Here is a 17,758-nt window from a genome sequence, read left to right as displayed (position 1 = left end):
CACATGAACACGCCAGACCCGACTTGTAATCACAGCATATTTCACAAAGACGGAGTGCATTCATGGATACGAATTTATGGACGCGGCGGGAGCTCATGCGGGGACTCTCGATATTGGGTATGGCTGCTACGGCAGGCTTGCCTGGGCTGCAAGCATTTGCAAAAAACTCCAATGCGAACGCCGAGGATGAAGACTTGTTTCCTTTTGTGAATATAGCTTTGGGTACCGGCGGACATGGCCACACTTTCCCCGGAGCAGTGGTGCCATTCGGCATGGTGCAGCTAAGTCCAGACACGTATAACACGGACTGGGATTGGTGCTCGGGTTATCATCTTTCCGATAACTCAATCATGGGCTTCAGTCATACTCATTTGAGCGGTACCGGTTGCGGTGACCTGCTCGACTTTCTGGTGGTTCCGCGTACAGGTAAGGTGCGTTTGCATCCCGGTGATCGCAAACACCCCGGCACAGGCTACCGGTCGCGTTTTTCCCATGCAAACGAACATGCGCATCCGGGATATTACTCTGTGCTTTTGGACGATTCCAATGTAAAAGCGGAGTTGACCGCCACAGAGCATGCGGGGTTTCATCGCTATACGTTTCCGGCCAGCGAAAGCAGTCACATCCTGCTGGACCTGACGCATGCATACGGAAAATTTCCTAATAACATCGCGTGGTGCAGTGTAAGATCTGCTGGCAACGATACGATTCTTGCCGGCCACGCGACCAAGGCTTGGGCCGCCGGACGTGAGATGTTCATTGCACTCAAGTTTTCGCGACCATTTGATCGCCTAGATTTCTATCTTGATGGCCATTTGACAGCAAATCCGACAGGCGACTTGAGGGGAAAGAATTTAAAGGTTGTGGCACATTTCAAGACCCATGCTGATGAGCAGATTCTCATCAAGGCAGGACTCTCCGGTGTGTCCACCGAGGGCGCGTTGAAGAATCTCGATGCGGAGATTCCGGGCTGGGATTTCGAGCAGATACTACAAGCCGCAGAACAGCAATGGCGCGATCAACTGGGCAAGATCCGCATCGAAACCGCAGACGTTGATCGTAAGACGGTCTTCTACACTTCTCTCTATCACACCATGCTGTGTCCGTCTCTCTTCGACGATGTGGATGGACGCTATCGTGGCATGGACGGAAAGATTCATCAGCTTGCACATGGGCAACGCAATTACACAACCTTCTCACTGTGGGACACGTATCGCGCCGAACATCCATTGATTACTTTCATCCACACTGATCGCGTTCCAGACATGGTCAACAGCCTGATCCGCATGGCGCAAGAAAGCCCGCATGGTATGCCGGTGTGGCCACTGCAAGGCAAGGAAACCGGCTGCATGACGGGCTACCACTCTGCGGCGGTGATCGCCGACGCCTGCGTCAAGGGATTTACAGGAATCGACTATCCAGACGCATACAAGGCAATGAAGAAACGTGCCTTCGAAGACCATTACCGCGGCCTGTCGTGGTACCGCTCGCTGGGATATATCCCCGCCGATCTCGAAGAGGAATCGGTTTCCAAGACACTCGAATACGATTACGATGATTGGGCCATCGCGCATGTTGCGGCTCAACTCAACGACAGTGAAAGCGCCAAGTCTCTAGTTTCTCGCTCGCTCAACTATCGGCATCACTGGGATGCGTCAACTGGATTTCTGCGTGCCAAACTCAAGAATGGTTCCTGGGCTCTACCTTTCAATCCGATCGAAATGGGCCACTTCAAAAAGTGGAGAGACTATACCGAATCCAATGCTTGGCAGACCACATTTGGCATTCAGCACGACGTAACCGGCTACATTCAACTGATGGGTGGCGACAAAGCGTTTGTGGCCAAGCTCGATACGCTCTTCAATATGTCTTCAGAGCTTCCGCCCGATGCGCCACCGGACATTGCCGGCATGGTGGGCCAGTATGCGCACGGCAACGAGCCAAGCCAGCATATCGCCTACCTATATGCCTACGCCGGTGAACCTGCCAAGACGCAGGAGCGCATTCACTTTCTCAATACCAAGATGTATTCGAATACGCCCGATGGCATTGCCGGGAACGAAGACTGTGGACAGATGTCGGCATGGTTCGTTCTCAGCGCCATCGGCTTTTATGGGGTTGATCCAGTCAGTGCTCATTACGTCTTTGGGACGCCGCTCTTCGACCGTGTCACGCTGCGTCTGGCTAGAGACAAGGAACTAGTTTTCGAAGCGCAGCGTACAACTCCTGAGAGCATCTACATCCATAATGTGAAGTTCAACGGACGGGCGTATACCAAGTCATGGTTTAGTTATGCCGATGTCCAGCGCGGGGGACATTTCATCTTCCGTCTTGTCCCTCAACCCGACCCGATATTCGGCAAGGAAGAATCATCACGTCCTATCTCTAATCTACAATTGGGCGTATAAACGAATGGCCGGGAAAATATTTCCGGCCATTTTTACTGTGCTATCTATAGATTCATGTTGCCGCGAAAGTTCATTAAACGGAGATCACGATGAAACCGAAATCCTCACTTATGTGCCTGTGCGCAATGGCCATCTGTATCATGGGGGCGTCACCGATGCAGGCGCAATCCTCTGCGCCTCATACCTTCGCTGTGCAAGGGGACCACTTTGCGCTCGATGGCAAGCCGTATCAGATCATCGCCGGCTCCATACACTACACACGCATTCCGAGCGAGTATTGGCGCGACCGACTCAGAAAAGCGCGGGCCATGGGACTGAATACCATCACCACTTACGCCTTCTGGAATGCTCATGAAGTACAACCCGGAGTTTATGACTTCAGCGGCAATAACGATATAGCTAAATTCATTCGTGAGGCGCAGCAGGAAGGTCTGCATGTGATTTTGCGGACCGGTCCATACGCCTGCGCGGAGTGGGAGTTTGGCGGCTATCCTGCATGGCTATTAAAAGATCATGGCATGGTCGTTCGCAGCGACAATCCTGCATTTCTGCAAGCCGCCACGCGCTGGTTGCATCGGTTAGGAGAGGAAGTTGCGCCTCTTCAAATCGGCAACGGTGGACCGATCATTGCCGTTCAAGTGGAGAATGAGTATGGGTCTTATGGAGAAGATCATGCGTATATGGAGCAGATCCATCATGTATTGATGGAGAGTGGATTTACCAAAGCAATGCTATATACCGCCGATGGCGCGGATGTATTGCAACAGGGCGCGCTGCCTGAGTTGCCAGCAGCTATTAACTTCGGCCCTGGTGATACACAGCGCTCCTTTGACTTGCTCAAGAAGTTCAGACCCAATGGGCCATTTCTCTGTGGCGAGTATTGGGACGGATGGTTTGATCATTGGGGCGCGAAACATGAAACTCCAGATGCAGCCAAGCAGATTGAAGAATTGAAGTGGATGCTTGCCCAAGGTTATTCCGTCAACCTCTATATGTTTGATGGAGGCACCAGCTTCGGCTGGATGAATGGCGCAAACAGCGACGGCTCAAACTATCAACCCGACGTGACCAGTTATGACTATGATGTAGCTGTCGGCGAAGGTGGAGAACTGCGTCCCAAATACTTTGCCTTCCGCAAGGTCATCGAGCAAGCTACACATGCCGCGCTGCCCGCCCCACCCCAGACCGCAGCGCCCGTTGCTTTGCCTGCTATGCAACTGCAATGGTCGGCTTCGCTCTGGGACAATCTTCCCGCTGCAATCCACGCGCAGACTCCGCTGACGATGGAAGATGTAGACCAATCCTATGGGTACATCCTGTACCGGACGAAGATCAACAAGTTATCCTATGGCCCCGTGAATGCCAAGCTGAAATTTGACACGTTGCACGATTACGCACGTATTTACCTGGACGGCAAACTACAGGGCACAGTGGACCGCCGCTTGAATCAATCGGAGATTGTTCTTCCTGCTAGTGCGCCCGGTACTCGGCTAGACATCTTGGTGGAAAACAGCGGCCGAGTCAACTACGGAAAATTCATCAACAGGGAACGAGCGGGGATTGTCGGCCAGGTCTACTATGATGGAAAACCGCTGACGGATTGGTCGATCTATCCGCTGAAGATGCAGAACCTAGCTACGCTAAGTTACTCGAAAAAGCTCTGTGAAGGCCCGTGTTTTTATCGGACACAACTGGCGACAGACAAGCCCAGCGATACGTTTCTTGATACACGCCAACTCAGCAAGGGCACAGTATGGATCAATGGACAAGTCTTAGGCCGCTTCTGGAAGGTTGGACCGCAAAAGACGCTTTATCTTCCCGCACCGTGGCTCAACAAAGGCATTAACGAGGTGACGCTCTTTGATCTGGATGGCGGAAGTCAACTCACCATCCAGGGGCTGAATCATCCCATTCTGGATGAGTTATCGACCCAATAACAAACCGCCTATTTCATGATGACTTTTTCCGCTTTCTCTACGCGAACTACATCCAGCGTGGATTCCATGGCGCGCACATCCTCTTCCAGCACCACGCAGCGTGTAAATTCATTAGGTTGCGAACCGATGTGAACATGCTGATTGCCATGATGTGCTGTGCTGGCAATCTTCGTGCTCAGCGACGTATGGACTTCGTTTACGCCGCTGCGCTGCACGATGGCGCGTACGTTGGACACGCGAATGGAGCCACCGGCCATGATGTGAATACGACCGCTGGCGATCTTGTTCAAGGTTGCAATGGTTTTCACGCCGCGCTGCGCACTTACTTCGCCGCCGGAGGTCAAGATACGGTCGGCGCCACAGGCAATCACATCTTCCAGGGCGTCCTCCAGGTTGATGGCGACATCGAAGGCGCGATGAAAGGTTACTTGCATCGGTCGAGCCAGTTCAATCAGGCTACGTGTACGTGTTTTGTCTACTCGACCTTCGGCAGTGAGCAGGCCCAGCACGACACCGTTGGCACCCAGTTGCTTGGCGGTGCAAATGTCTTTGCGCATAACTTCGAACTCAAAATCGCTATATACAAAGTCTCCGCCGCGCGGACGAATGATGACAAAAACGTCGATGAAAATCGCCTTGCGCACCGCATAGATCAGACCGCTGCTGGGCGTGATGCCGCCTTCACTCAGCGCGCTGCACAACTCGACTCTTTGAGCGCCACCACAGGCTGCTGCAATGGATGATTCGACAGAATCCACGCAAATCTCAAGCTTCATGATTCAGGAATCCCTTGATCAAAAAATGACCGGATTCCTCTACTGAAACAGCCTTCTGTCAGTCGAGGAATCCGGGGTGTAGAGATCCAACCGCATGCTTTTGCCAAGCTGATTCTGACAAGAGCATGCATATCGTCCTAAAATTAGAACGTGTACTGCAAGCCCATCTGAATGGTGCGATAGGTCGGTAGACTACCTAACATACTGGCTACGCCGACTGTGGGGTCATAGTTTCCTAGAGTGCCAAGAGTCGTTCCTCCGGCTGTCGCGGAACTGGGGATGATCTGGTAGGTCGAAGAATGCCAGGTAGAGGTTGCATTGAAAATTTCCATACGAATGCGCAGATTCTGAGTCTTGGCAATCTTGGTGGATTTGCTGAGACTCAGGTCGAGGTTGGTGAAGTAGGGGCCGCGCTCCGGGCTTTTGTTCGTGTTTCCATAGGTTCCCAACGAAGGCGTGGAATACTTCGCTGGATCGGCCCAACTGTTCGGAGTGCGTTTAAATCCGGAAGTCGAAGTTCCAGAGTAGTTAGCCAGATACCGTGAAGAGCTGGCTCCGGTCTGATCGTTACCGACTCCTCCGTTGATCGCAAACGGGAATCCGGAGGCGAGTGTGTAAACGCCACCGCCGGTCCAGCCGCCGACCAGCCAGTTGAAGCCCTGAACATCGATAGCCTTGCCATGCCCAGCAGGCAACTCGTAAGAACCGGTTGCCACCAGACGGTGGGTTTGATCCGCGCCAGAGAAGCCGTACTGCGCCTTGGCGTTGTTTGCGTCCTGAATGATGCCCTGTTCACCATAGATGTTGTTGATGCCAGAAGTAACATCCATGGATTGCGAATAGGTGTAGTTCAGATGGTATTGTGCACCGTGCCAGGGTCTCTGGATTAGTTGAAACTGCAACCCCTCGTAATTCGAGTTGAAGAAGTTACCGTTGGCATACAGGTTGCTGGGCATGTTCGCGTAGGGAACACGCGAGCGAATGGGTTGGAAGTTCGTGTCGGTTGCGCAACTTGCCGGAGCGGTAGCAGCAGTCTGGTAGTTATTGCAGACATCGCCAGCAACGGTGGGTTGACGGGCCGCGCCGATGTAGATCTGGGTTGCTTCATGGATGCCATGAGTGCGAACATACGCGCCCTCGAAGAGCAGGGTGGATGTAAACGAGTACTCGGCACCGATGGAGAGTTGCTGGTTGGAGGGGTTCTTGTTGCCGTACCAGTTGACCTGGTTGTTCAACGCATACTGTGTAACCGGCTCGGTGAATGCTTGAAGCGCCGTGATTGGCGCGCCCCACAGTGTGGAAATAGCCTGCGGAGAGACTTTCTCGTCGCCCGTGGTTGTCGTATACGTAGCAGCCGCTTCTGTGTACAGACGGTTGTCGTCGTACTGCGAACCATCGTAGTAGCGGTTATAGGTGTCGTAATAGATACCAGCGCCGCCGCGAATGACCAGTTTGTCGTTGAAGCCCAGCGGGCGGTACTCAAAGCCCAGGCGTGGCGCAAAATCCTTCTGGTCCAGGTGTACCAATTTGCTATCAGCACAGCAGCCAAGCCAGGCCGAATTACCACCAGCAGCCAGAATGGGAGTTACAAAGGACTGTTTCACCCAACTGAACGATCCGCCGTTATTAGGATTGAAGGAGTAGCCGCTGCCGTTTTGCGAGTGCAGGCTGGTGGGACGTTCCCAGCGCAGACCCAGGTTAACAGTGAGGCGATCACTGGGGCGGTAGTCATCCTGGAAGAAAAGGTGCTCATTGTTGCCCCAGAGTCTGTACAGGTCGGTTCCAAGCGGTGGAGGGCCAGAGGCAGATTGTGTATCGCCCAGCAAGAAGTCAGCTACGGCATTGCCTTTGTAAGGGGCAAGAGCATCCTTGGCGGAATTCAAGGTGGTACCGGATTCGCCGATCAACGATGCCGTGTATTCGCCGGTAAAGGTCAGACTTCCTGTGCCGCCGTAGTTATCCTGTTCCTTGACAAAAACACGCCGAAAGTCCATGCCAAAGTTCATGGTGTGTTTGCCGTGGATCCAAGTGACTGTGTCCACGCCTTGATAAAGATCATCAAAGAAGGCTGTGGGGGAACCGCCGCCAATGCCTCCGTAATCGTACAAACTGATGCTGGGCAGGTCATAGGTTATCGGATCGGCAATCGTATTGGCCAGTCCTACTTCCGCAGAAAGATTCGGTCCGTACGCCGTGGTGGGGCCGGTAAGGAAGTGCTCACGGCTATATCCGATCGTTGCCTGATTCAGTAGCTTCTCGCTGAACGGATGGGCCCAGGTTGCGCCTGCCAAGCGGGTGCGCTGGTAGGTCTGATTGCCTTGGCCATAGTGAATGTTGGGGGATGTTTCTGTGTCGTTGCCAAGAACGCCGGTCACAAAGATGTGGTCTGCCACACCGAAGTTATGATCAAAACGCGCAATCCCGTTGTCCGAACGCTTGGTAGTTACAGTACCTGCAGCATAGTTCGTGCACGCGGAAACTGTAAGGCTGATGGTGTCCGTGCAGGTTGAGATGTTAGGTGTGGCGTAGAATGCCGCAATCTTTTGGGCGGTCTTATCAAGCCGACTTGCGGGAATCTTGTTTCCAGCAAACACCGAACGCCCGGTGGTATTGGTAGCTGTGACGGTTTGGGTTCCTGTGGTGCTTGGATCGTAGATGGGATACGCCCAAGCGCTGAAGTCGCCGCCTAACTCTGCTTGGCTGGGAACCAACATCGTGCTCGGCGCTTGTGTCTTATTACGCCTGCCACCGTCGTAGCCGACAAACCAGAAGCTCTTGTCCTTGCCGTTGTAGAGCTTGGGAATCGTGACTGGACCACCCAAAACTCCGCCGAACTGATTCTGATTGTAAGGCGCGTTTACCGCATTGTTTGTGCCTTGTACGCGATTGTAAGCCGCAATCGATGGGTTACCCCGCTGCAGGGCGGCATTTTCATTGAATTCATAGCCGCCGCCATGAATCTGGTTGGTGCCGCTCTTGACCGCGACGTTGACCTGCGCGGAGCCAGCGCCATATTGCGCGCCGTAAGATCCGTTCATGGTCTTGAATTCCGCAATAGCCATTTCACTGGGTTTGGCCATCGCTGCGGAAAAGACATAATCTGTATCGTAGATGCCATCGATGTTGTAGCTGATGGAGTCAGCATGAGCGCCGTTGATGCTCACCTCTTGGTAGGTGTTGTTCATGCCTTGCAGATTGAAACCTGCCTGCTGGACGCCACCTGGAGTGGTCGTGGTTCCCACGCCGATCTGCAACATGTTAGTGAAGTCGCGGCCTTCGATGGGAAGAATCTCCATCAATTCACCGCTGACAACCTGTCCAATCGTCGCATCGTCGGTATGCAGCATCTGCCCTTCAGCAGAGACGGTCACCGTTTCAGAGAGTGCGCTGCCGACGCTGAGCTTGAAATCCTGACGAAGAGCATGATCCACTTCGACGATCAATCCCAGACTGACTTCAGGTTTGAAGCCGTTCGCGGCAATCTGCACGGAGTAAGTTCCAGGGTCCAGTTGAGGCACCGTATAGTCGCCGCTGTCGCTGGTAGTGATGTTTTTGACCACGCCGGTTTTCAGGTTCGTGATGGTGATGGTGGCATTGGCCACAACCGCACCGGTTGAATCAGTGATATGTCCCAAAATAGATCCTTGGGCATTCTGAGCGGTGGCGAGAGGACCCGCGCAACAAGCGGATACTCCGAGAACTACGATGACAGCAAGCCGTTTGAACGACCTCATCTGGACTTTTCTCATGGTTTCCCTCCTTAGCCTCTACAGAAAAAGGAATTCATACAGGGCACGGAAATGAACGGACGCTGACCCCACATATACGTCGTGCAGGAAACATTAACGAATATACGTATGATATGTCCATAAAGATGATCAAAATAATCGAAAATGCGCAAAATGCTCACCTGTGCGATTCGGAAAACCTGAAGCCATAATCAAAACTGCACTATTTTTAATGCAACAAGATGCCGAACCGTGAATGTGACCTTGCCCCCGCAAAACGTCCCAATATAACGTTCCGAGATGCGAGCGAAGAAAAAGCAAGGATGGGGCGTTTACCGCGGAAGATCTACACCTACGAGTTCAAGTTGGAAGCGGTTCTGCTGGTTGAATCGGGCCAGAGCGTTGCGGAAGCAGCGCGCACGCTGGGCGTGGTCGAGCAGACGCTATCGAACTGGATCAAAACGCATACCCCCTGCTATCAAACGGTAGTAGTTACCATCGAACCGAAGAATCTCGCACATCCCGGGGTACAGCGTAGGAATGGCCTATTGCCCTGATCATCAATGAATGGCAAAATCTGGTTTATCACAGGCCCTTCGACGGAATCATGTCTTTACGAACATCCCGAGCGATTCGTCTGCACTTTCCAAATGACTCACCACACGTTTGAGTAACCGATTTAGCGTCGCAATCTCCCGCTCGGTGAAATCGCTCAGAGCTTCATCATTGCCCTGGAACATCGCGCGTGCGTCATCAAGTTTATCGGAAACCTTATGGGTAAGAGTGATAAAGCTACTGCGCTTGTCCACAGCTGATGCCCACTACGCTCTCGGCGATCTCGGGAACCAAGTCCTGGTGCGCGAGTATCAGCTAACGCTACACACCGAAGAACAGTTGATCAGCAGATTGGAAGCTAGGCGGCGTTAACTTGATCACTAGGGTGTGTTAACACTAAATTTGTTATAATTGGAGCTAATGGAGATCACGGCCGAGCAGTACAAGAAGATCAAGGATAGCCTGCCGATTCAGCGTGGGAATGTAAAACTGCAGAACCTCCAGGTTCTCAACGCGATTCTGTATGTTGCCGAGCAAGGCTGCAAATGGCGCGGTCTTCCGCCTCGATTTGGCAACTGGCATAGCATTTATACGCGCATGAATCGATGGGCCAAGAACGGCGTTCTGGATCGCGTCTTCGAGAAGTTGCAGACCGAGCAGATCGTGCGCATCAAGATTGAAGCCTTCTCGCTCGACTCAACCTCGATCAAGGTCCATCCCGATGGTACAGGCGCGCTAAAAAAAACGGACCTCAGGCCATCGGCAAATCCCGCGGCGGATGGAACACCAAGATTCATATGGTTGCCGCGGATGCTCGAACGGCTGTAGTGTTTGCTCTGTCGCCCGGCAACGCGCACGATGCGCCAGAAGGCCGAGCGCTTCTGGAAGATCTTGGACCGATGCCGGAAGGGCTTCCGATGCTGATGGATAAGGCCTACGAGGGCAATGAAACGCCGCAGTTGGTACTTGATCTAGGCATGATTCCAGTGGTTCCGCCCAAATCCAACCGCCTCGATCCCTGGGAATACGACCGCGAACGCTACAAAAGGCGCAACGAGGTTGAGCGGCTCTTTCGCAGGTTGAAAGGATTACGCCGTATCTTCTCCAGATTCGAGAAACTCGACGTCATGTTTCTCGCCTTTATCATTTTCGTCCTGATCGTCGAAGCTCTCAGATAGTGTTAACGCGCCCTAGTTCCTTAAAGCGCTTCTCGGCCATTTTCGCTTGCGTTTCGACCTGCTGTGCTTGATTGAGACGTTGAGCAACAGCCTTGATTGCAGCCTCCGGCCCCAGGCCAAGATCAGGTTCGTTCAGTTGGGCCAACAGCGCGTCTGTGCGCGCCTGAAAGCCGAGCATAACTGCGCGCCACCTTAAAGGCATCAGGCCGATCCGTCTTGACCCGGTTCGCCAGCCTTGACCAGGACCAGCGAATGCATAATAAGACAAACAATATCTATCACTTGCAGTGATAGTTTGGCCAACCCGATAACTCCCAATTATCACCCGATAAATACGAAGTATTGGACGGCCTTTTTTCTGCGGGACAGGCTATGGTATCCGGCATCCCTTGATGCCCAGCTTGCTTTCGGAGTTACGTCCTATGCCGCTGGCCGCTGTTTCCCCGCAAACGCCTGAGACAGACCCGTTGCTCACTGCCGAAAATGTGGCGCATCGCCTCAACGTCAGCACGGATTGGGTCTGGGATCATTCCTCGCGTCGAGCCCCCTTGCTGCCCGTCATTCGCATTGGCGATGGAGTCTTACGATATCGCCAAAGCCAGATCGAAGAGTTCGTCCACGAGCGGGAAAGGCTCTCCAATTTACGTAGAAAACCACGGTAAAATGGGGACGCCCACTGTTTTTCCCCACAGAAATCGAGAAACACATGGGTACATCGCACCAGAAGGGTTGGGTGATGGTTCGGGGAAAGAAGTGGTACGGCTACTTTCGCCGCACCGTTCTCGACCCGGCTGCAAACGAGCCCAAACCGATCATCACGCCGGTCGTGCTCGGACTGAAATCGGAGATGACGAAGTTCGAGGCGCGAGAAAAGCTGGAGCGGGAGATCGCCCGGCTGACGGGGCATACCACCGAAGAGGGGATTGTCAGGAATGGCAGCGTCACTCTGCTCTGGTTTGTCCACAACCGCTACCTGCCGCTCAAAGAGGCGGACTGGAAAGAGGAGACGGCCAAGATCAAGAAGCACCTGATCGAGGCTGACCTGCTCGCCGAGTTTGGAGAAATCCGGTTGGAACGCTTCGACAAGCTCGTTCTCCAGGCCCACCTCAACAAGCTGGCAAAAACCCGGTCCAAGGACAGAGTCTTGCAGTGCCGAGCTTACATTCGTTCGATCTTTGCCGAGGCGGTCGATCAGGACTTCCTCATCAAAGATCCTGCGCGCAAGCTCAAGACACCGGTCAACCTCCGGGACACCGACAAGACAGTGCTGACGTGGAATCAACTGCGTTCTGCGCTGGCCGCACTCGAACTCCGCAACCGGATTCTGCTGAAACTTGACATGACCAACGCTCTCCGTCCGGGAGAGCTGTTCGCGTTCCGCTGGTCTTCTCTCGATGAAGAGCACAACAAGCTCAACATCCGGGAGACCATCTACAAGGGGAAGATCCGTCCCTGGGGTAAGACGAAGGGGAGCCTTACGGCGATCCCGGTCACCGGGGAGCAGGTCGAAGAGTTGGAGGAGTGGCGGCGCATCTCGAAATATGCCGCGCCCGACGACTTCATCTTCGCCGGCCGCAGCGGAAACTTCATGGACCCGAGCAACTACCGGAAAAGGGTGTTGCACAAGCTAGCCGTGCAGTTGGGGCTGCCCAAGCTGACCTTCCAGGTCATCCGGCGCACCATTGCGACGCTGGCCAAGGACAAGGGGCATGTCAAGGACATTCAGGGGATGCTGCGCCACTCACGGGTGGCCACCACGACCGATGTCTACATGCAAACGATGGAGGACGGTGTGCGCTCCACGGTGACGTCCATCCATGAAGAGCTGATGGGGACCGGCACCACGGGCCAACACCCGACCAGAACCAGGGTCAGGCAAAGGGTCGAAAACTTTTCGGATGGGGAAGCAACACTGAAAGGAGAAGTTCTACAAGCCGCCTCTTCGGAGAGGAAGAAACCAGCAATCTCACGTCCTGCTCGCGGTAAGGTTTTGGAATTTGCTACCAAAATGCTACCAAGCCAGTAGGCGGGACCGTCTTTAAGTCGTTGATTTAATTGGTGGACCTGATCGGGATCGAACCGATGACCTCTTCCATGCCATGATGTAACGCAAACCGCAAATTATAGAAGGAACATCACTTACGAACCGGCATAACCGGCAAAAACGGCCCTCTGGGCACTATTTGCGGGCAAAATGCGGGCAAAACTACAACCCAAGTGGCCATCGGGCTGATCGTGTGGAATCAGCCCAGTTTCTCTTCTCTGGTTGGTGGCTTTTGGGCCTCAGAGATGCTTCCAAACCGAATTTGTGTCGGATGTCGGTTTGTAGATAATCTTATATATGCGTTCATAGTGCACTATTATAGAAAATCATGAACTTGACTTTGGTTTTAGAATAGACGATTATGTGCGTTATGGGCGCACAAAGACATTCCCGGATAAACCGTCTGCTCCTTGCTTTGCCTGAGGGATTTCTGGCAGACAGTACATGGCTTCAAGCACAGGGTCTTTCGCGTTCGTCGATACGGGACTACGTGGATGGCGGTTGGCTCGAACGCATAGGCCCCAGAGTCTATCGGCGGCCAGGGCAAGTCGCCAACGGCCTGCTTCGCTGGGATGTTGTAGTCCTCTCACTTCAGCAGATCATGCACAAGTCGCTGCATGTGGGTGGTCGAACAGCAGTGGAACTCTCGGGGTATGCCCACTACCTTGAAACCGGCGAGTCTCCAACGGTGTACCTGTATGGGCAGGCGGCACCATCCTGGCTGGCCAAACTTCCATTGAAGGCACATTTCGAACTCCGTTCTGACCGTCTTTTTGCAAGCACGGGAACAGGAATAGAGATGTGGCGCTTCGATCTGCGTTCAGGAGAGACGTCCGCCGAAACGAGGGACGCTGAAGCTAAAGGCCCCTGGGATTGGTCGTTGACCATGTCTGTTCCCGAGCGAGCAATCCTTGAAATGATGGATGAACTTCCTCGGCACGAAAGCTTTCATCAGGTCGATGTCGTCATGGAAGGCATGACCAGCCTTCGTCCCAAGTTGCTGGGAAAACTTTTGAAGGAATGCAGAAGCGTGAAGGTGAAGCGTCTCTTCCTCTGGTATGCAGAACGGCACGGCCACGCATGGCTGAAACATCTGGATCAATCTTCTATCGATCTTGGCCATGGAAAGCGCCAACTGGTTCCCGCCGGCCGCTTCGATACGCGCTACCAGATCACATTACCAGCGGAGTTGTTCCCGGCAGAAGGTGATCGCGATGCCCTCTAAAGTATTTGAAGCACAAGCGGCGCTCTTGGTGCGGACGCTTCCCTACGTGGCAGCAGAGACCTGCTTTGCCTTGAAGGGTGGAACTGCAATCAATCTCTTCATTCGAGATCTTCCTCGTCTTTCAGTAGACATCGATCTGGTTTACCTACCGATTGCGGACCGAGAGGCTTCGCTCTTGGAAATACGATCTGCACTCGGACGCATCGCTCAAAGCATTCGCAAAGCGATCCCGGGCAGCGTTGTCACAGAAAATGCGGCTTCTGACGGAACCAGGATCGTTGTTCGCTACCGGTCGGCACAGACCAAGATTGAGGTCACACCGGTGCTCCGAGGAACCGTCCATCCCGTTGAACTGAGGACCGTGTGCCCAAGCGCAGAAGAACGATTTGGCTTTGCCGAAATACAAGTGGTGTCGTTCGCCGATCTATACGCTGGAAAGATGGTTGCGGCCCTTGACCGTCAACATCCGCGGGACTTGTTTGACATTCAATACCTGCTGGCAAAAGAAGGCGTCGGCGATACTCTCTTTCAGACCTTCCTCGTGTACATCCTCAGTCACAATCGGCCGGCACACGAAGTTTTGCAACCGCACTTGAGGGATATAAAGCAGGCATTCGAGCAGGAATTCGTTGGCATGACGACTGAGGAAACTTCTCTTGATGTTCTCATTGCGGCGCGAGCACAACTCATTTCAGAAATACGCTCGCGTCTGGACGAACGCGCCATGCGTTTCCTGCTTTCATTTCATGAACTGAAGCTTGACTGGACACTTTTGGCAACACCAGACATCAGCAACCTTCCGGCTATTCGCTGGAAGTTGATGAACCTGGCATTGCTGCAAGCCAAGCAGCCAGAGAAATACCGAACAATGATTCATGAGCTTGAGATATTGCTTCCCAACGGTCGAAATCAGGATTAACGGGTGTATCTATACACCGCGCCCCGGAATCGGTCGTCAGCTCTCGATGGAGGAAAGCTATACCTCACGGGCTCAATTCAGAGCCGAGATCAAGTATGCTTCTGTCTTAGGTTGAACCCGGCTGTCTCCTCCTTTATGCCGGCGGAGGTCCTGTTTGTGAAACAGAATTTTGCAGTAATCATCCTTGGTGGTACCGGACAAGTCGGCGGTGCAGCCGTCGCGGAACTGCTGGCAGTTCCGGAATGCCGTGAAGTGGTGATGGTCACCAGAAAGCCCATTGAGCCGCGATCACGGATACGCAACGTCGTTCTTGATACCGGCGCTGCTGACTTTGACAAGCGCACTACCGCCCTTGCACGCGGAGTTTTGAGCCAAGGTCCCGTCAGCGCCGTAAGCTGTGTGGGTGTCGGTTCTGGATCGATGCGCTGGAGCGAAGAAGAATTAAAACGACTTGAGCTCGGAGTCGTCGGTGCCTTTGCGCGTGGTTGCCATGACGCCGGAATCGACCAGTTCTGCCTGCTTTCAGCGGTTGGAAGCACAGCGCGCAGCCGGTTTCGCTACGTGAGAGTCATGGGCATGAAGGAAGACACCGTGCGCAGCGTCGGTTTTACCCGCCTCGCCATCTTTCGTCCTGGCATCATTGTCGGCAACGCTCATACCCCTGCCTGGGGCGCTTGGTTGGGAAGACTCGTCCCGGGATCGTTTGGCAATATTGATCAGAGAATTCTCGGTCGCTCAATCGCCGCAGAGATAGCTTTGTGCAGCCAAGATACTGGCGAAGTCATCCGCGAAAATGCAGCAATGAAGAAGCTCGCTACGCAGTTCAATAGCGTCCATTAGGATTTCTTGTGTGGGGTACAATGCCGCCTTGCTCGCCGAATACACACCGAAACCAGGAAAACTTTCACCAAAGCAACTGACCCGGCCATAATGATTGATCCGCCATCGTTGACTCTACGAATCGATTCGTGTGGTATCGGTGTCGCTGCCTCAGAGCTTGGGGTTCATGGGTATCTCGGAGGCCCGCGCCAGGGCCTGGGTGTCGATATACTCGCGGATCTTCGTCACCTTGCCATTTAGAACGCTAATGTCGAAGATCCAATCGTCCTTGAACGTCCTGTTCGTGGCTTTGATTTTCCCCGTAGCGACGCCGATAACCAGAACCCGATCTCCCTGCGCTACGAACTCGGGGGGCTCTGGGTACGAAGTTTCTATCTCTTCGGACGCCTTCTGGAGCACAGTCGCCAATCCCGCATGCCCGCGGTGCGTGCTTGCCAGCGGCCAGTTCTCGCCCGGAATGATCCATTCAATATCTTCGGCAACCATTGCAAGCACACGTTGCTTATCGCCACTGCCTATTGCTGCAAAGAAATCCCTCACAACCTGGACATTCTTTTCGATACTCATCGAAATTTCTCCATTTCCCTTAAATCGGATAGTGTCCGATCGAATCGGATGTTTTGGAATCCTTCTACTCGGGCCAAATCACACGGCCGTAGATCGATTACTGCTGCTTCTTGAACAGATCCTGGAAGATGAGCCGACCCCAAGTTTTACCGCGTGCGTGCACCAGCGCGCCACCCTCATTGAGCTTTCCAAGCTCGACGGGTGCGAACCCAAGTTGTTTGGCCAAATCCGCCACGGGAGCGATCGCGTCCTCGTCATCACTCGACAGAAAAACAACTCGATGGCCGCCCTCAACGATCGGGTCGGTAGCCAGTGTGGCCGCAACCAAGTGGTTAAAACCTTTCACCAACTTAGCGCCGGCGAACGACTTCGCAACGAATGCGGAGGACGGAAGACCGTCCAATTCCTCAGGTGGGACTGGAAACGAGTTCATCGCGTCGATGACCGTCTTGCCTTTCCAACTCGGCAGGGCTTTCGCAATCTCGCGATGTTCCCCGAACGGAACCGCCAAGATGATTGTGTCGGCCTCGAGTGCATCCAGCAGCGACTTGGCGACGACCGTGGGTCCAATCTCCCGAGCCTGTGGCGCCAACGCCTCAGGGGGGCGGCGGCTCGCGACGGTCACATCGATGTTTTTACGAGCGAAGGCGTGGGCGAGAGCCTGACCTATCTTTCCGAATCCTACGATTGCGTAGCTCATCATATTTCTCCGATCTCGTGTAGAACTAAAATTTGAGAAACGTGGTTCCGCGACTGGCGAGGGCCAGGCACGGGACCGCGCCGGGGTTAGACCTGCGCCATGCCCCCATCGACGGCGAGATCCACGCCGGTGATATATGAACTTTCATCGGAGGCGAGGAACGTGACGGCAGCCGCAATTTCCTCGGGCATGCCTCTGCGACCCATTGGGATCTGAGTGGTAAACTGGGCGGCCGCTTGCTTGGCCTGTTCAGAGGTAAGGCCCGTCGTCGTCTCTAAGGCCGGGGTATCGATTGCTCCGGGGCTCATCGCATTCACGCGGATTTTGTGGTCTTTCAGCTCCATGGTCCAGCCACGCGCGAAGTTGCGCACAGCCGCCTTACTCGCGGCGTAGGCGGTAAACCCTGGGAGCCCCATCACGTTCGAAACAGAAGAGTTCAGGATAATCGAGCCGCCGTCATTGAAGAGGGGAAGGGCCTTCTGCACCGTAAAGAACATTCCCTTTACGTTCACATCGAAGGTCTGGTCGAAATGTGCTTCAGTAGCCACCGCGAGCGGTGCGATTGTACCCGCGCCCGCGTTCGCGAAGAGAATGTCTATGTGACCATGTTTCTCTTTCACGACGGCATAGAGCCGGTCCAGATCTTCCAAGCGCGACACGTCGCCCACGACCGTCGTAACGTTTTTGTTGATGAAGGCTGCGGCCTCCTTCAGCTCTTTCTCTCGTCGCCCAGTGATCACGACGTGCGCACCTTCTTCCACGAAGCGCTTGGCCGTGGCCAGGCCAATCCCGCTGCTTCCGCCTGTGATAACCGCAACTTTGCCCGCCAGTTTTTGTCCAAGATTATTAGTCATATGTTTTCTCCCTTTTTCGTTGTTTTT

Annotated in this window: 15 protein-coding genes and 1 pseudogene; 9 read left to right on the top strand and 7 right to left on the bottom strand. The window is 53.8% G+C overall.

Going from position 1 to position 17,758, the window contains the following annotated elements:
- Nucleotides 1–62 precede the first annotated feature (62 nt).
- A complete protein-coding gene (locus ACOBR2_RS15560) occupies nt 63–2,408 on the top strand; it encodes a GH92 family glycosyl hydrolase (RefSeq protein ID WP_420237028.1) in 2,346 nt (781 codons plus the stop codon).
- A gap of 89 nt (nt 2,409–2,497) precedes the next feature.
- Nucleotides 2,498–4,345, top strand: a complete 1,848-nt coding sequence (locus tag ACOBR2_RS15555) for a glycoside hydrolase family 35 protein (protein WP_420237027.1) — start codon at nt 2,498–2,500, stop codon at nt 4,343–4,345.
- 8 nt (nt 4,346–4,353) lie between these two features.
- Here the strand turns inward: ACOBR2_RS15555 and ACOBR2_RS15550 are convergent, their stop codons facing one another.
- Nucleotides 4,354–5,121, bottom strand: a complete 768-nt coding sequence (locus ACOBR2_RS15550; RefSeq protein WP_420237026.1) for a copper homeostasis protein CutC — start codon at nt 5,119–5,121, stop codon at nt 4,354–4,356.
- A 143-nt stretch (nt 5,122–5,264) separates the two neighbouring features.
- Entirely contained in the window at nt 5,265–8,756 is a 3,492-nt protein-coding gene (locus tag ACOBR2_RS15545; protein ID WP_420237025.1) for a carboxypeptidase-like regulatory domain-containing protein, read from the bottom strand.
- A 416-nt stretch (nt 8,757–9,172) separates the two neighbouring features.
- Between ACOBR2_RS15545 and ACOBR2_RS15540 the strand changes: the two are divergent.
- Nucleotides 9,173–9,310 (top strand): annotated as a pseudogene (locus tag ACOBR2_RS15540) (transposase); the annotation flags it as partial.
- Nucleotides 9,311–9,454: 144 nt separating this feature from the next.
- On the opposite strand, the gene ACOBR2_RS15535 reads toward ACOBR2_RS15540, so the two are convergent.
- Nucleotides 9,455–9,658, bottom strand: a complete 204-nt coding sequence (locus ACOBR2_RS15535; RefSeq protein ID WP_420237024.1) for a hypothetical protein — start codon at nt 9,656–9,658, stop codon at nt 9,455–9,457.
- Between the two features lie 166 nt (nt 9,659–9,824).
- Here ACOBR2_RS15535 and ACOBR2_RS15530 point away from each other — a divergent pair.
- Nucleotides 9,825–10,582 (top strand): IS5 family transposase gene (locus ACOBR2_RS15530; RefSeq protein ID WP_420237023.1). Its coding sequence is split into 2 segments (ribosomal slippage): nt 9,825–10,140 and nt 10,140–10,582, totalling 759 coding nucleotides; the frame shifts between segments, so codons are not numbered across the junction.
- Here the strand turns inward: ACOBR2_RS15530 and ACOBR2_RS15525 are convergent.
- Nucleotides 10,575–10,760: a hypothetical protein gene (locus tag ACOBR2_RS15525; protein WP_420237022.1), complete on the bottom strand. Its 186-nt coding sequence runs from the start codon at nt 10,758–10,760 to the stop codon at nt 10,575–10,577. The two genes, ACOBR2_RS15530 and ACOBR2_RS15525, sit on opposite strands and share 8 nt — an antisense overlap.
- Nucleotides 10,761–10,974: 214 nt before the next feature.
- On the opposite strand from ACOBR2_RS15525, the gene ACOBR2_RS15520 reads away from it, so the two are divergent.
- From ACOBR2_RS15520 to ACOBR2_RS15500, 5 genes are all read left to right on the top strand, one after another.
- Nucleotides 10,975–11,244, top strand: coding sequence for a helix-turn-helix transcriptional regulator (locus ACOBR2_RS15520; protein WP_420237021.1), 270 nt, complete (start codon nt 10,975–10,977; stop codon nt 11,242–11,244).
- A gap of 44 nt (nt 11,245–11,288) precedes the next feature.
- Nucleotides 11,289–12,608 carry a tyrosine-type recombinase/integrase gene (locus tag ACOBR2_RS15515; RefSeq protein ID WP_420237020.1) on the top strand — a complete coding sequence of 440 codons (1,320 nt, stop codon included), beginning with the start codon at nt 11,289–11,291 and terminating at the stop codon, nt 12,606–12,608.
- Between the two features lie 379 nt (nt 12,609–12,987).
- The gene (locus ACOBR2_RS15510) at nt 12,988–13,851 is read left to right on the top strand and encodes a type IV toxin-antitoxin system AbiEi family antitoxin domain-containing protein (protein ID WP_420237019.1); all 864 of its coding nucleotides are present in this window, start codon (nt 12,988–12,990) and stop codon (nt 13,849–13,851) included.
- On the top strand, nt 13,841–14,770 hold the full coding sequence (locus tag ACOBR2_RS15505; RefSeq protein ID WP_420237018.1) for a nucleotidyl transferase AbiEii/AbiGii toxin family protein: 930 nt from the start codon (nt 13,841–13,843) through the stop codon (nt 14,768–14,770). Before ACOBR2_RS15510 ends, ACOBR2_RS15505 begins: the two co-directional genes overlap by 11 nt.
- Before the next feature lie 156 nt (nt 14,771–14,926).
- The gene (locus ACOBR2_RS15500; protein ID WP_420237017.1) at nt 14,927–15,610 is read left to right on the top strand and encodes a hypothetical protein; all 684 of its coding nucleotides are present in this window, start codon (nt 14,927–14,929) and stop codon (nt 15,608–15,610) included.
- Between the two features lie 150 nt (nt 15,611–15,760).
- Here ACOBR2_RS15500 and ACOBR2_RS15495 read toward each other — a convergent pair whose 3' ends face one another.
- From ACOBR2_RS15495 to ACOBR2_RS15485, 3 genes are all read right to left on the bottom strand, one after another.
- Nucleotides 15,761–16,177, bottom strand: coding sequence for a nuclear transport factor 2 family protein (locus ACOBR2_RS15495; protein ID WP_420237016.1), 417 nt, complete (start codon nt 16,175–16,177; stop codon nt 15,761–15,763).
- 97 nt (nt 16,178–16,274) lie between these two features.
- On the bottom strand, nt 16,275–16,880 hold the full coding sequence (locus ACOBR2_RS15490; protein WP_420237015.1) for an NADPH-dependent F420 reductase: 606 nt from the start codon (nt 16,878–16,880) through the stop codon (nt 16,275–16,277).
- Nucleotides 16,881–16,963: 83 nt separating this feature from the next.
- Nucleotides 16,964–17,731, bottom strand: a complete 768-nt coding sequence (locus ACOBR2_RS15485) for an SDR family NAD(P)-dependent oxidoreductase (protein WP_420237014.1) — start codon at nt 17,729–17,731, stop codon at nt 16,964–16,966.
- Between the last annotated feature and the right edge of the window lie 27 nt (nt 17,732–17,758).

Source organism: Telmatobacter bradus, from assembly GCF_048629425.1.
GTDB lineage: Bacteria > Acidobacteriota > Terriglobia > Terriglobales > Acidobacteriaceae > Telmatobacter > Telmatobacter bradus.
This window is presented reverse-complemented; position numbering and strand designations above follow the sequence as displayed.

Coding starts and splice junctions, on each gene's coding strand:
- ACOBR2_RS15505 (WP_420237018.1), top strand. CDS start 13,841: ATGCCCTCTAAAGTATTTGAAGCACAAGCGGCGCTCTTGGTGCGGACG.
- ACOBR2_RS15490 (WP_420237015.1), bottom strand. CDS start 16,880: ATGATGAGCTACGCAATCGTAGGATTCGGAAAGATAGGTCAGGCTCTC.
- ACOBR2_RS15510 (WP_420237019.1), top strand. CDS start 12,988: ATGTGCGTTATGGGCGCACAAAGACATTCCCGGATAAACCGTCTGCTC.
- ACOBR2_RS15495 (WP_420237016.1), bottom strand. CDS start 16,177: ATGAGTATCGAAAAGAATGTCCAGGTTGTGAGGGATTTCTTTGCAGCA.
- ACOBR2_RS15520 (WP_420237021.1), top strand. CDS start 10,975: ATGCCCAGCTTGCTTTCGGAGTTACGTCCTATGCCGCTGGCCGCTGTT.
- ACOBR2_RS15485 (WP_420237014.1), bottom strand. CDS start 17,731: ATGACTAATAATCTTGGACAAAAACTGGCGGGCAAAGTTGCGGTTATC.
- ACOBR2_RS15550 (WP_420237026.1), bottom strand. CDS start 5,121: ATGAAGCTTGAGATTTGCGTGGATTCTGTCGAATCATCCATTGCAGCA.
- ACOBR2_RS15560 (WP_420237028.1), top strand. CDS start 63: ATGGATACGAATTTATGGACGCGGCGGGAGCTCATGCGGGGACTCTCG.
- ACOBR2_RS15555 (WP_420237027.1), top strand. CDS start 2,498: ATGAAACCGAAATCCTCACTTATGTGCCTGTGCGCAATGGCCATCTGT.
- ACOBR2_RS15515 (WP_420237020.1), top strand. CDS start 11,289: ATGGGTACATCGCACCAGAAGGGTTGGGTGATGGTTCGGGGAAAGAAG.
- ACOBR2_RS15525 (WP_420237022.1), bottom strand. CDS start 10,760: ATGCTCGGCTTTCAGGCGCGCACAGACGCGCTGTTGGCCCAACTGAAC.